A 14,350-nucleotide genomic window follows, 5' to 3' on the forward strand; every position below is an offset into this window, starting at 1 on the left:
CGTTTGTCAACAATCTAAAGAGCCCGATGTGATGGGCTCTTTTTTCATCTTCATTCTTTCTTCAAAAGGACATTCACCTATACATAAAAACTGCATAATGTAAATTTGAAAGTAATGAGGGGAGAGAATTTAATATGTATCCATATAATCAATTATCAGGGCATTATTATGGTTCCCAGCCAATTAACAATCAAGGTATGTATCCACAAGCATCTATTGAATCAGTAGAATTCAGTAATGATTACTCTAGATTTCCTGGCCAAGGTGATTTTAATCCAGGATTGGGGCAAGGACCTGGTCAAGGGGGCTTTTACCCAGGATTCGGGCAAGGACCTGGCCAAGGGGGCTTTTACCCAGGATTTGGGCAAGGACCTGGCCAAGGGGGCTTTTACCCAGGATTTGGGCAGGGACCTGGCCAAGGTGACTTTGATCCGGGATTCGGGCAAGGACCTCCACAAGGGCCACCACCTAGTGACATTCCACCTGTACAACAAAATCAGTTTGAAGCTTTTGCAGTTGATCCTGGTGGAATACGTGGTTGTCTTTATCGTTTCACCTATATACGCCTAAACAACGGTCGTGGTTTTTGGTTTTATCCTACTTTTGTTGGGAGAAACTCTGTTGCGGGATACCGTTGGCGTCGAAGACAATACCGTTGGGAATATTTTGGAATTGATTTAGATCGTATTCGTTCTTTTAGTTGTAGATAGAATATAGATTTGTCTTTAGAGGAATCGAATTCACTTCGGTTCTTTTTTTGTGAGTTCAGAAAGTAAAGATAAGCCTTTAACTCCCTACGATAAATTAACATCGATTAAGTTAGATTTAGGTTTGTTACCTTTTTTCCTCTTTCTCACTTTCCTACCAGTTTGTCCAGCGATAACCAAGGAGCTTAAGTCTGAATGGTAGCAATTTCATAAATAAAAGGAACTGTAAAAGTAAATAATATTTTTGCATCAAAAAACTCGCTTGGAGGTTTTTAAACATGACCAAACGTAATCGAAAAACAAAATCTGGTTTACAAACAGCAAAGTCTATTACAGATCCTGAAATTGCAAAAGAGCTTTCTCCAACAAATAAAAAAGCAGAAAAAACTCATCCAAGAACATAATAATACTAAAAAACTACTTGTATTTTACCTCTTTTGTACTTTAAATAAAAAGGCTTTACTTAGGAAGATATATAAGAGCAATAATAGTGCTCTATTCTTCCTATGTAAAACCTTCATTAATTGCTTATACATTTAAAATGCTTTTATGCTCGTTAACTAATAAATTTCGCCTCTTAGCATGATTAATAATTGTTTGTATTTCATTTTTATAAAAGCGAATTTGGTTAATTGTTAAGGCATAAAACATTTCTGTTTCAAGTTTATTAATCAATTTACGTTCTTTATCTGTTAACAATGTTTGATCTGTCAAAGTTACTCACCTCGTATATACGATACGTTTGATTTATTAATTTTAAGTCGGTACTATAACTTTGTGCCTTTATGGAACCGAAACCAGCCCATTCTGAAAAAGAACCATATCATTCCAAGAGCTATTAATACCATTAATCCGAGAACGATAAAATAGCTATACTTCCCTGCTAATTCAGGCATATATTGAAAATTCATACCATATAGCCCTGCAATAAAGGTTAAAGGAAGAAATATAGATGACATAACAGTTAAAGTCATCATCACTCTATTCATCCGATCTGAGCTAATCGAAAGATAACTATCTCTAATGTCAGTTGATAATTCTCGATTTGCATCAATCATCTCAACTAATTTTAATAAATGATCATAAATATCTTGAAAATAAATATGCTTCTCTTTTATTGTATTAAGTCTTGAAGATGAAATAATTCTGTATAATAAATCTCTCATTGGCACAATAGTTCTTCTCAGTTTATTTAGCTCTGAGCGTATTTCAAATACTTGTTCCATTAGTTCACTAATCGTTTGATCACTTGTATTATCTTCAACTTGGTTAACTAAATCTTCTAATTTATAAACGGGTGGAAAATATTCATCAACTATTTTATCAATAACTTGATACATAATTTGCATCGGGTTATCTTGAAGTGTTTTCTCTTTACCAACTTGTTGTAAAATATTTTTCAGATCTCTAACAGGCTTTTTATGGAATGTGACAATAAACTTGCTTGAAACAAATATATCTACTTCATCAGCATCAAGTGTATCCTGATTTATTGAATGAATGACAACAAAAAAATAATTATCGTAAAAATCGAGCTTTGGTCGTTGAACAAACTCTAAGCAATCTTCAATAGCTAAAGGATGAAAATGAAAAAAACTTGTTAATAGCTGAATTTCATTTTCATTAGGCTCCTGAAAATCAACCCAATACCATTTTATGTTTTCCCCTTTTAACTTCTCAATGGAAATATCATAGATTATTTCCCCTTTAGTTGTGATGGCAACTGTTTGGATCAAAATACTCACTACTCTCTCTTAAACAATCTCTTATTAATATACCCGTGGTATATAATACTTAAACTTTTGCTAGTATTTCTGATATTATTAACAAATTAATTTTTAAAAAAGATGCGTGTTACTTTAATTATCAGAAAAAAGATGACATGTCTTAGGAAAATGGTAAAATAACACCTATACATTCAATATCACAAAAATATATTTATTGATATAACTTTATATATATTAGGAGGTAAAATTTGAGATGGAACACTTAGTAAATTCAAAGGTGAAAAACATAGAGTTATCAGGTATAAGAAAATTCTTTAATATGGTAGCAGAGTATGATGATGTTATTTCGTTAACGATTGGTCAACCTGACTTTACTACCCCTGAACATATAAAAGAAGCAGGCATACAAGCGATCAGGGACAATTTCACTACGTATACGCAAAATGCTGGATATATTGAACTTCGAGAAGCTGCGAGTCATTATGTAAAGGAAAAATATCAGCTTAACTATTCACCAGATCATGAAGTTATTGTTACAGTCGGAGCTAGTCAGGCAATTGATTGTACGTTTAGAACCTTATTGGAAGAAGGCAGTGAGGTCATACTACCAAGTCCTGTTTATCCGGGATATGAACCTTTAATTAAACTAGCTGGAGGCATTCCTGTTTATGTTGATACAACGAAAAGTGATTTCAAACTAACAGCAGATATTATAAAGCCACACCTTACCGAACACACGAGATGTATTGTTCTTCCATACCCATCGAATCCGACCGGTGTAACATTGGAAGAAGCTGAATTAAAGGAAATCGCAGACCTTGTGAGAGAAAGAGATATATTTATTTTATCAGATGAAATTTATAGTGAACTAGTTTACGGGAAAGCTCATCATTCTATTGCAAAGGTTCTCCGTGAACAGACAGTTGTGATAAATGGTCTTTCTAAATCTCATAGTATGACAGGATGGCGCATCGGGCTTTTATTTGCACCTGAGGCAGTAGCAAAGCATATTCTTAAAGTTCATCAATATAATGTTTCATGCGCCACATCTATTGCTCAAAAAGCTGCACTTGAAGCACTTACAGTAGGTATAGATGATGCCAGTGATATGAAAAAAGCTTATCGTGAAAGATTAGATTATGTTTATAATAGATTAGTTAATATGGGATTTGAAGTAGTAAAGCCTGATGGAGCCTTTTACTTATTTCCTAGTATTAATAAATTCAATAAATCCTCTTTTGATTTTGCCCTTTCACTTGTTAAAGAAGCAGGAGTAGCATTAGTTCCCGGCAGTGCCTTTTCACCATATGGAGAAGGCTACGTCCGACTATCCTACGCTTATTCAATGGACCAACTAGTTAAAGCAATGGATCGCATTGAGAATTATTTAAAAAAGAATGACAATTAAACAAAGCTTACTAAAGAAAACAACGGCCGTTTAGCCGTTGTTTTTGTTTATTTCAGTCAAGCTATGTCACATGGTAATTCAACAATAAAGGTCGTTCCCATCCCAATTTCACTATCCACTAAAATATTGCCTTTATGATCCTCTATAATTTTATATGTAATCATTAAACCTAATCCATTTCCATTTTCCTTTGTTGTTAAAAATGGCTCTCCTATTCGTTCTATTAAGTCTGATGAAATTCCTTCTCCTTCATCTTTAACAGATACAACCACTTTATCTCTTTCTCTTTTTGTAGAAACAGAAACCTTACCACCACTAGTCATAGCATCAATTGCATTCTTAAATAAATTTATAAATACCTGTTTTAACTGATTTTCATCACAGTATACTGATAAAGTAGATTCGGTATGTTGTTCCTCTATAAATACGCTATTCATATTTGCCTGCGTTTCTAGAAGCATCGCTACCTCTTGAAGCAGTGTCACTAGGTTTGTCTTTTTAAATTGAGTTTCTTGTGGCTTAGCAAGCATTAGTAACTCACTTAAAATTAATTCAATTCTATTTAGTTCCGAAAAGACGATCTGATAATATTGACTATGTTGTTCCATATCTGGCTTCATTATCTGTAAAAATCCTTTTATCGCTGTTAGAGGGTTTCTTATTTCATGAGCTATACCTGCTGCAAGCTGCCCAGCAATAGATAGCTTTTCTGAGCGTAACATTAACTCTTCTGTTTTTTTTCGATCAGAAATATCTCTTAAAATCACCTGAACTGCTTGTTCCCCAAAATATGTAGTTGGAATACAAACCATTTCAGTAAAAATTGTTTTCTTGCTATCTACTAACCAAGATTGGTTTGAAATATGTACTTCCATTGTTCGATCAAGTATAGATTTAAGAGCAGTCTCCATTGTTAGATGGTCGTCAGGATGTAGATCTCTATAAATATTTCTACCTAACATTTCCTGATAATCACCGGCTTGGAACAACTTAATTCCTGCTTCATTTACAAAAACCCATTTGTTTTGATGGATCACAGCAATCATATCAATCGAGTTATCGATCAACCGTTGATACCGCTCCCTACTTTTTTGAAGGATCTTTTGAAAGTTTCTTTTAGATGAAATATCTGTTAATATAATTAACTCAGCATTTTTGCCCTCATGTTCAGTGAGACAAGCAAGTACTTCGACATTAACAGTTGATCCATCCGTTCTATTCCACAATTGTTCAATAATACCAACTTGTTCGCCATTATGTAATCGTTGAATCCGATTTTTAACAATATCATGGAAACTGTGCTCGATAAAGTCATATATATAGTTTCCAATAAATTGTTCCTTTGAATCTGAACCCAATAACTCTTGGAAAGCTCTATTTACATAACAGACCTTCCCTTGTGTGGCTAATATTAGTGGACTTGGTAAATCCTCCATCAATAAATTACCATTAATATCATCCAATCCACTTATTAGATCTTGTTTCTTGGCAGCTTTCTTATTAGAAGAAACACTACTTGTGTTTAGTGCCTTCATTTTAAGGATAACTTCTTTTCCTTCATTCTTGATGGAACTTCTTATAAAGTCAACACATGCTTCAAACCAAATATACGTACCATTTTTACAAAGGAAACGAAATGAACAAGGATATAGATGATGCTCATTATGAAAGTAGCTTTCTATTAGGAATAAATCTTCAATATGGATAAATTCTTTCATATATTTATTAACTACTTCATCATTTTTAAAACCAATTAATTCATATGAATTTGAAGAAATGTATTGGAAGCGCCCACTTGAAGATACAATAGCGTATATCTCAATATTCTGATTGGTTGTTTCTCTATATGCAGATTGTTGATCCATGGCTTCCTCCCCTTAAAGCTTTACCATAAATTTTCTCTGATTTTGGATAAGTAATATATAACGAACGATAATAAAATAAACGCTATAAAATATTACGATATGTATGTATTTATATATTATTCTATCATTTTCATCAAAATCCTTTTTTTATCAAGACTCTTTTCTGAAAAGATGTTGCTATGTAACCAAAATATACAGTAGTAACAGTGTATTTTTGCATATAAAGCTACCATTTTATGAAGAAAAGATGCCACTAGACTTGCTACTGTGCTGATTTCACGACTATATAAAAGCAACAAAGTTTGCGAAAACAGCCTTTATTAAAATTTCCATCTATTATCCAACTTTTCCTGCAATCAATGAAAAGAAAACGAGGCTGGGACATAATTATTTAAGTTTATGAAAAACCCGAATTATTAGGTGATATATCAATTAATCATTCGCCTAATAGTTCGGTTTTTTATTTGCTGTCATCAATAGATTTTTTGATTTTGCATACTAATTCTAAGAACTAGTGGAATGGAGCGGAAGACTCTCGGGCACCTACTTAGAATTGAGGAAAGGCTGAGACCCCGCAGGTATGCCGAGGAGGCTCAGCTTCCTCCCCGGAGAATGGAGTGTCTGCAGCGCAATGGAACGAACTTGTTTCTTTCAGCTTAATGAATTTAGATTTATTCGTCTTTTTGTATGACTTCTTTACTTATGTCCTAGCCTCGCTGAACCAAAATAATAAGAATGTATTCATATCTTTAATATTATTTAAGGAATTAGAACTAACTTTCCCTTTGTTTGCCTTGCTTGAAGTAAACGGTGTACTTCTGCTGCATTTGTTAATGGAAATACTCCTCCAAGCGTTAATTTTAGTTTATCTTCCCCAACAAAAGTAAGTAACTCCATTAAGCTACTCCGATATAACTCTTCCCTTTTCATAATACCTGGCAAAAAGAAGCCAATTACTGATTTATTTTCTGCCATTAATGTTGATGGGTAAAGTCGTGCTTGCTCACCACTTGCAACACCATATATAACTAACCGACCAAATGGTGCTAAACAATCTAGTGTTTTACGGAATATATCTCCTCCTGCCATTTCAAGAGCAACATCGACTCCAACGCCACCTGTGGATTCATGAACATGCTTCTCCCAGCCCTCTTCTGTATAGTTAATACAAACATCGGCTCCCAATTCCTTTGCTAAAGATAATTTTTCTTCATTACTTGCTGTTGCAATTACCTTCCCAGCTCCAAATAGCTTTGCAAGCTGAATAGCGATCGTACCCACACCACCAGCCGCTGCATGAACTAAAACTGTCTCACCTTTTTCCAACCTTCCCATTGTTTTTAAGATATGATAAGCACTTAATCCTTGTAAAGGTAGAGCGACTGCAGAATTCATATCAACACTTTCAGGAATGGGAATAAGTGAACTTGAGTTTGCTACAGTATATTCTGCATACCCTGTGGCTCTTTTTGAACTCAACAACGTTACAACTCGATCTCCAACACATACATGTTTTACATTACTTCCGATCTCTATAACCGTACCGGCAACTTCTGAACCTGGGACATATGGTAATGGTGTATTAACTACATATTGCCCTTCTCGTCTTGCGGTGTCAGCATAATTAACTCCGATTGCTTCAATTTTAATAAGCACTTCAAAATCTCTCGGTTTCGGCTTCTCTAATTCAATATAATTAAGTACCTCTGGTCCACCATACTGTGTAAATTGAATCGCCTTCATTTTCTTCCTCCATTCTTTTACCTTATGCAACTTTATTACAAAGACATCGAATAATAGTTTAATTTCGAGTTAAACACAGCTCTATAATTAATGAGTTAAGTTGATGTATATTGCTCAGCTTCTATCTGAGCGTCTGCTATTTTCCGTTTCTCAAATGAAGTGATAACAACATCAAGTGTTTGTAAGTGATTGGTTACAAGATTAACTAATTGCATTCTTTTCTTTTTATCAGTAATTGACTCATTTATAAGTTGTCTCGAGAGAAATTCGGTTTCATATGTGGCTTTCTCTACAATTACCCTCGCTAGAAGATAAGCTAATTGAATGTCATTTTTCATTGCTCTTGCAAGTGAAGATTCTGCTGCAAATAATTCAATTGCAATATTAGATAACTTGATCATTGCTTCTTGTTGTTCAAAAATCTTTTGCCCATACTCTTGATAAATAGTGCCTATACATACAAGAAATACATTTCGAATGGCCAATATTGCTGCTTTTTCACTTGAAAATACTTCTTCATTAATAGCATGACTGGTAGATAAATTTTCTACTGCTCTACCCATAATACTGTCTATGTCTATTACGCCTTTTAATACATTTTTATATAAAAGTGTTGGTAATAGTAAGCGATTAATTTCATTCGTACCTTCAAAAATCCTATTAATTCTAGAATCTCGATAAACTTGTTCAATTTTGTATTCTTTTATATAGCCTGCTCCTCCATGAAGCTGTAGAGCTTCATCACTTACCTTGTCTAAAGTTTCAGATCCATAAACTTTACAGATTGCACATTCTGTTGCGTATTCCATAAGACTTGAGGCAATTTTTGATGTGTCCTCAGAAAGATATAAGTCACTTAACTTATCTTCTAGTAATCCTGCTGTTCGGAATTGAATCGATTCTGAAGCATAAATTTTTGCTGCCATTAAAGCTAGCTTTTCTTTTGTTGCATTGAATCCAGATATAGGCTTACCAAATTGATAACGTTGATTTGTATACTTTAATGTAAGCTCTAATGCATATTTAGCTCCACCTACACAAGCTGACCCCAAATTAAATCTACCTAAATTCAGTACGTTTAAAGCAATCACGTGCCCTTTACCCACTTCTCCTAATAAATTTTCCTTAGGAACAAGACAATCCTCAAAAATAACAGATCTCGTTGAAGAACCCTTTATCCCCATCTTATTCTCTTCTGGTCCTAATACTAAACCAGGAAAATTTTTTTCAACAATAAATGCTGTAAACTTTTCACCATTTATTTTTGCATAGACAATAAAAGTATCTGAGAAAGCAGCATTTGTAATATAAAGTTTTGTACCATTTAACACATAATGAGTATTTTCATCGTTCAATTTTGCTGTTGTTTGTGCTGCAAGAGCATCTGATCCTGCATTTGGTTCAGTTAAACAATAAGCACCAATAAATTCACCATTTGCAAGTTTCGGTAAGTATTTACCCTTTTGTTGCTTTGTACCAAAGTACGTGATTGGTAATGTAGCTATACAAGTATGATTAGAATGTGCCACACCGTATCCACCAGCTCTACCCACCTCTTCTCCGACAAGGCTTTTACTTATTTTATCAAGTCCGAGACCTCCATATTTCTCTGGAACACTATGAGCTAAAAGACCAAGATCACCAGCTTTTTTTAATAACTCTACAACTTTATTAAAATCCTGGTTTTCAATTTGATCTCTACATGGTTCAACTTCTTTTCTTATAAACTGCGCTGCTGTTTTCTGAATCAAGATATGCTCAATAGTTAAGTCTTCTGGAGTGAAAATATTTTGTGGTAGCTCATAATCATATAGAAAACTACCACCTTTTACAGGCATTGTTCGACTCACCTTCAAATTAAACCCTCCATTTACTATCTAACTTTATTAGGCTCTTGGCTTACTGCAGTTGCATGTTGAATAAGTGTTTTCACGTACAAATGAAAGTATTTGAAGCGTGGATCTGTTGTCTGGCCTTTATGATAACGAAAGTAGATTTGTTGACAAATAACAGCTAATTTAAAATAAGCAAAAGTAAGGTAATAGTGGATTTGACTAACATCTCGACCACTTTTCTTTGCATAGCTTTCAATAAACTGTTTTCTTGTAAAAAAACCCTCCCTTACTGTAATTGGTGGTTCACCTAACCCATTCTTTAACAAATCTGGATCATCAGCTTGACACCAATAACTTAAGGCTGCTCCCACATCTGCTAATGGATCACCAACTGTTGACATTTCCCAATCAAACAAGCCTGTTAGGCCATCTAAATCACTAGTATATAAAGTGTTATTAAATTTAAAATCATAATGAATAATTGTTGATGCATTACTCTGAGGAATATTCTTTACTAACCAATTAGTGATATAATCTGCTTCTTTAATTTCTTCTGTTTTTGATCTTTCATATCGCTTAATCCATCCAAAAACTTGACGTTCCATAAACCCTTTAGGATTACTCAATTCTTCAAGAACAGTTCCTTTATAAGGCAGCTCATGAAGCTGAACAAGGGTATTTACCATCTGCTCACTTAACTGCTTTCCAAGTTCCTTCGATTCCTTAATATTAGGTGGAAACTCTGTGTCTACTAGTACCCCATGTTTTCTTTCCATTATAAAAAAATGACTTCCTACAATAGATAGATCTTCACTTAAAATATAAGGCTTAGGAGCAATAGGAAACATTGGATGTAATGTTTTCAAGATTAAATATTCACGTTTCATATCATGTGCCTTTGGTGCAACAGGACCAAGAGGTGGTTTTCTTAGAACAGCTTCCCATTTCCCTATTTTTAATTCATAGGTTAAATTAGAAGCACCTGTTCCAAATTGACGTATTGAAAGTGGGAGACTTGATGGAATTTCAGGAAGATTTTTTAACAAAAAGGTATGAACTCTCTCAATATCTAGTTCTTCACCAGAACGAACTGGAATGATATCAGTCATTTATGGGACACTCCTTTTCTCATAGACTATGTTAAAGCTCTATAGTGCTCTTCTAGAGCACTTTTTAATTCAGTAGACAAAGGCATACTTTTTTGAAGATCAAAATTAAAATACACAATAATTGCTTCTCCTCTTGCAATTAGTTCCTCCGTATCTTTATTGTGTATTGAGTGAGAAAGATGAAAGCTTTTTGTGCCAATTTTGCTAACTTCAGTTGTGATAATTAGTTTTTGATTAAAAAATGCCTGCCCTATAAAGTCACATTTTGTTGATGCTAAAATGAACTGCCACCCATTCGTATCCATTGAGTAACCAATTTCCTCAAAAAATAGTACCCTTGCTTCTTCCAGATAAATAAAATAGCTTGTGTTATTCACATGTCCAAGTGCATCTGTTTCACAAAATCGCACATTAACAGTTGTTTGATGCTCCATGATTTTCTAGCTCCTTTCTTTGCATAAGAATTTTCTAAACTTTGGAGTTCTTTAAATAAATTTAATCCAAACAGAAATGTATAGAATCTATCTGGATCCATTCTTATTAATAAATACATATTATTCTATATAAATGTTTCTAGCTTAGAAGAAGGTAAATTTGCATACATCTTCTAATTCTTTATCTCTTCTTTGTTATAGAGATACCAGCCTTTACCTGTTTTCCTTCCTAAATGTCCTTGTTCTACCTTTTCCTCTATACACCTAGAAGGCTTATCTAATAGATCACCAGTTTCAGCGAAGCGTTGTTGCATCACATAATACCCAACATCAATTCCTGATAAATCCATTAATTCAAAAGGTCCAATTGGATGATGCAATGCTTTTTTACAAATTAGATCAATATCCTTAAAATCTGCATAACCATTTTCATAAAGATAAACTGCTTCACGCTGCAGGGCACCAAGTATACGATTAGCTATAAACCCAGAGATTTCTTTTTGTAATAGAACAGCCGTACGATTCATTTTCTTACTTACATCCATTGTAAGTTGAACTGTTTTTTCTGATGTACTTTCACTCTTCACAACTTCAATACAATCCATAACAAGTGGTGGAAAGAAAAAGTGCATATTAATAACTTTATCAGGACGATTTGTCACTTCTGCAAGTAACGAATTGACAATTGTTGAGCTATTAGATGCTAAAATAGTAGTAGGCTTTGCATATTTATCAAGTATTTTAAAGAGTTCCTGCTTTGCATCTAATTTCTCAACAATAGCTTCAATGATAAAATCAGCTTCAGAAGCTGATGTTTTTATGTTAGTAGAAAATGTAAGATTATTAAAAGACGCATCTTTAAATTCCTCTGTTATTTTGCCTTTAGCTACCCATCTTTCCATTAATGTTTGCAAATTAGATTTTGCTTTATCCAAAGCAACTTCATTTAAATCTTGCAATATTGTTTTAAATCCTGCCAAAGCAGATAACATCGCAATTTGATGTCCCATCTGTCCAGCACCTACAACACAAACTGTTTGAATTGACATAAAAACCCTCCATTTTAACTAACCAGTCAGTATGTTTTTTGTTTATTTTATTGAAATAATAGGAACATTAATAAAACTTTTATTTACCAAGAGTCAAGATTTCGATTTAATGAAAGCTTGACTCCTAAGTTCTTTTACTTTTCTAAACCCTCTAATAATACTTTAATAAAAACATCTGAAACCTCTTGATCTGTTCTACGTCCATTAGGATCGAACCAAAAGTAGCTCCAGTTGGTCATTCCTAGAATACTAAAAGTAACAATATCAGTTGGTAAATCACCTCTAATTTCATTATTACTAATTCCTTCATCCAGAACTTTTTGAATATTAAGACGGAAATGATCACGTTTTGGAACAATAAGGGCGAGATGCTGTTCGTTTAGATTTCTCATTTCTCTAAAAAACACCTTTGCACTTAATCCTTCCTTCTTGATATCGTGGATGAGAAGATAAACAATTTTATATAATTTTTCTTTGCAATTTATATTTTTATCACTAATAATTGCTTCCTGTTTACTTAACAATTCATCGATATACTTTAGATGAATATCCATCAAAAGTTGTTCTTTTGTTGTAAAGTAATAATAAAATGTTCCTTTTGTTACATTAAGAGCATCCACAATATCTTGTATGGATGTTTCTTTAAACCCTTTCGTTGCAAATAACTGGATGCTAAGCTCTCTTATCTTTTCTTTCATCATTGTTTTCCTCTCAATCTATTCTACTTTTATCAGATTATATCATAGTGATAAAAGGAAACAGATTTGAAAATTTGTTCGATCTTCTCTTTTTTTCGGTAGTATCATTTAGCTACCACTATTTAATACTTCTTCTCTTAAAGCACGTCGTAAAATCTTCCCTACATTTGTTTTTGGCAATTCATTTCTAAATTCAATTTGTGTTGGAACTTTATATGAAGCTAAGTGTGCACGACAATAATCAATCATTTCTCCTGTTGTAACTGTTTTCTCTGATTTCAATACAATAAATGCCTTGACTGTTTCTCCACGGTATTGATCAGGTACACCAATAACAACTGCTTCTTGAACACATGGATGTTCATATAAAATTTCTTCAATGTCACGTGGGTAGATATTGTAACCGCTTGCAATTATCAGATCCTTCTTCCGATCTACAATCGATACATAACCATCTTCATCCATTCTGGCAATATCACCTGTAAATAACCAACCCTCGCGCAATGTAACAGCTGTTTCCTCTGGCATATTCCAATATCCCTTCATAACCTGAGGACCATTTATAATGATTTCTCCAAGCTCACCGACTGGTACCTCGATAGTACCTGTAGCCACATCGACAATTTTATAAGCTGTATTTGGTAGCCCTAATCCAACAGTTCCTGGTTTCCGATTTGCAAACGCTGGATTACAATGTGTGACTGGTGATGCTTCTGAAAGACCGTATCCTTCTAATATTTTAGCACCTGTTTTGCGTTCAAATTCATTTAAAAGCTCAACAGGCATAGGTGCACTACCACTATTACAGATTCTAATAGAATCTATATGATAATCTTCAGCTTTTGGGTGGTTTGTGATGGCAACATACATCGTCGGTACACCTGGGAATATTGTTGGCTGTTCACGTTTAATTGTTTGTAATACTTCCTCAAGATCAAACCTAGGAAGCATAATCATTGAATTCCCAAAAAGAATCGTTAAGTTCATACAACTGGACATACCAAAAACATGGAAAAGAGGAATAACAGTTAAGCATTTTTCTTTTCCTGCTTGAATTTCATTTTTGAAAAATTCACCTGATTGATATGCATTTGCCACAATATTTCGATGTGAAAGCATTGCCCCTTTGGAACGTCCAGTTGTTCCACCCGTATATTGTAAAACTGCGATATCATCTTCTGGCTTAATCTCAATAGGTAAAACCTGACCGTTTTGTTTGCCTAGAAAACTCTCGAATGTATAATCTTCTACTTGAGCTGCCTCAGAAGGTTCGAGACTTACTGTGATGATATTTTTCAAATTTGTTTTAAGCTGTACTGCCTTAACTAGCGGATAAAATGCATTGAAAACGATAATCGTTTCTGCACCTGAATCATTAAGGATATATTCTAACTCTCTTTCAACTAGCATTGGATTGATTTGTGTCACAATTGCACCTGCTGATAAAGCACCATAATAAGACACAACATATTGAGGACAGTTTGGTAGCATAATTGCTACTCGATCACCTTTTTGTACATTTGACTGCTGCAGCGAGGAAGTAAATGCATAAACCATTTTTGCTAGTTCATTATAAGTAAAGGTTTTACCATAAAAGGAGATCGCTTCATGATTACCATATGTTCGTACAGTTTGTTGAAGCATTTCAGGAACAGATAGTAGAGGTATATCTATTTCATTTGGTATTGAATCAGGATATTTTGAAAACCACTTTTTCATATTTTCCATCACATTTTTCCTCCTTAAAACTATTTAACTAATAAACTAGCTTTTCA

The 14,350-nt window shown here is 33.8% G+C and carries 13 protein-coding genes; 3 read left to right on the plus strand and 10 right to left on the minus strand.

The features are described from left to right. Nucleotides 1-134 precede the first annotated feature (134 nt). Together FS935_RS07465 and FS935_RS24175 are read left to right on the plus strand one after the other, a co-directional pair. The gene (locus FS935_RS07465; protein ID WP_240050847.1) at nucleotides 135-710 is read left to right on the plus strand and encodes a hypothetical protein; all 576 of its coding nucleotides are present in this window, start codon (nucleotides 135-137) and stop codon (nucleotides 708-710) included. Nucleotides 711-985: 275 nt separating this feature from the next. Further along, complete coding sequence (locus tag FS935_RS24175; RefSeq protein WP_275669585.1) at nucleotides 986-1,111, plus strand: hypothetical protein; 126 nt, start codon at nucleotides 986-988, stop codon at nucleotides 1,109-1,111. Nucleotides 1,112-1,235: 124 nt separating this feature from the next. Here the strand turns inward: FS935_RS24175 and FS935_RS07470 are convergent, their stop codons facing one another. Both FS935_RS07470 and corA read right to left on the minus strand, forming a co-directional pair. Next, nucleotides 1,236-1,421, minus strand: coding sequence for a hypothetical protein (locus FS935_RS07470; protein WP_146947135.1), 186 nt, complete (start codon nucleotides 1,419-1,421; stop codon nucleotides 1,236-1,238). 53 nt (nucleotides 1,422-1,474) lie between these two features. Continuing rightward, the gene (gene corA, locus FS935_RS07475; protein WP_146947137.1) at nucleotides 1,475-2,452 is read right to left on the minus strand and encodes a magnesium/cobalt transporter CorA; all 978 of its coding nucleotides are present in this window, start codon (nucleotides 2,450-2,452) and stop codon (nucleotides 1,475-1,477) included. Nucleotides 2,453-2,687: 235 nt separating this feature from the next. Between corA and FS935_RS07480 the strand changes: the two genes are divergently transcribed. Next, nucleotides 2,688-3,842, plus strand: coding sequence for an aminotransferase A (locus tag FS935_RS07480; RefSeq protein WP_146947139.1), 1,155 nt, complete (start codon nucleotides 2,688-2,690; stop codon nucleotides 3,840-3,842). A 56-nt stretch (nucleotides 3,843-3,898) separates the two neighbouring features. Here the strand turns inward: FS935_RS07480 and FS935_RS07485 are convergent, their stop codons facing one another. The 8 genes from FS935_RS07485 to FS935_RS07520 all read right to left on the minus strand — a co-directional run bounded on the left by FS935_RS07485 (nucleotide 3,899) and on the right by FS935_RS07520 (nucleotide 14,303). Then, complete coding sequence (locus FS935_RS07485) at nucleotides 3,899-5,707, minus strand: PAS domain-containing protein (protein WP_146947141.1); 1,809 nt, start codon at nucleotides 5,705-5,707, stop codon at nucleotides 3,899-3,901. Nucleotides 5,708-6,466: 759 nt separating this feature from the next. Continuing rightward, nucleotides 6,467-7,450 carry a quinone oxidoreductase family protein gene (locus FS935_RS07490; RefSeq protein WP_146947143.1) on the minus strand — a complete coding sequence of 328 codons (984 nt, stop codon included), beginning with the start codon at nucleotides 7,448-7,450 and terminating at the stop codon, nucleotides 6,467-6,469. 95 nt (nucleotides 7,451-7,545) lie between these two features. Further along, the gene (locus FS935_RS07495; RefSeq protein ID WP_146947454.1) at nucleotides 7,546-9,288 is read right to left on the minus strand and encodes an acyl-CoA dehydrogenase FadE; all 1,743 of its coding nucleotides are present in this window, start codon (nucleotides 9,286-9,288) and stop codon (nucleotides 7,546-7,548) included. Nucleotides 9,289-9,323: 35 nt separating this feature from the next. Beyond that, complete coding sequence (locus FS935_RS07500; protein WP_146947144.1) at nucleotides 9,324-10,394, minus strand: phosphotransferase family protein; 1,071 nt, start codon at nucleotides 10,392-10,394, stop codon at nucleotides 9,324-9,326. Between the two features lie 26 nt (nucleotides 10,395-10,420). Continuing rightward, the gene (locus FS935_RS07505) at nucleotides 10,421-10,828 is read right to left on the minus strand and encodes an acyl-CoA thioesterase (protein WP_146947146.1); all 408 of its coding nucleotides are present in this window, start codon (nucleotides 10,826-10,828) and stop codon (nucleotides 10,421-10,423) included. A gap of 173 nt (nucleotides 10,829-11,001) precedes the next feature. Beyond that, nucleotides 11,002-11,877 (minus strand): 3-hydroxyacyl-CoA dehydrogenase family protein, encoded by an 876-nt coding sequence (locus FS935_RS07510; RefSeq protein WP_146947148.1) that lies wholly within the window; start codon nucleotides 11,875-11,877, stop codon nucleotides 11,002-11,004. A gap of 134 nt (nucleotides 11,878-12,011) precedes the next feature. Then, a complete protein-coding gene (locus tag FS935_RS07515) occupies nucleotides 12,012-12,575 on the minus strand; it encodes a TetR/AcrR family transcriptional regulator (RefSeq protein WP_146947150.1) in 564 nt (187 codons plus the stop codon). A 108-nt stretch (nucleotides 12,576-12,683) separates the two neighbouring features. Continuing rightward, nucleotides 12,684-14,303 carry a long-chain-fatty-acid--CoA ligase gene (locus tag FS935_RS07520; RefSeq protein WP_146947152.1) on the minus strand — a complete coding sequence of 540 codons (1,620 nt, stop codon included), beginning with the start codon at nucleotides 14,301-14,303 and terminating at the stop codon, nucleotides 12,684-12,686. Nucleotides 14,304-14,350: the final 47 nt, after the last annotated feature.

The organism is Metabacillus litoralis (genome assembly GCF_007994985.1).
GTDB lineage: Bacteria > Bacillota > Bacilli > Bacillales > Bacillaceae > Metabacillus > Metabacillus litoralis.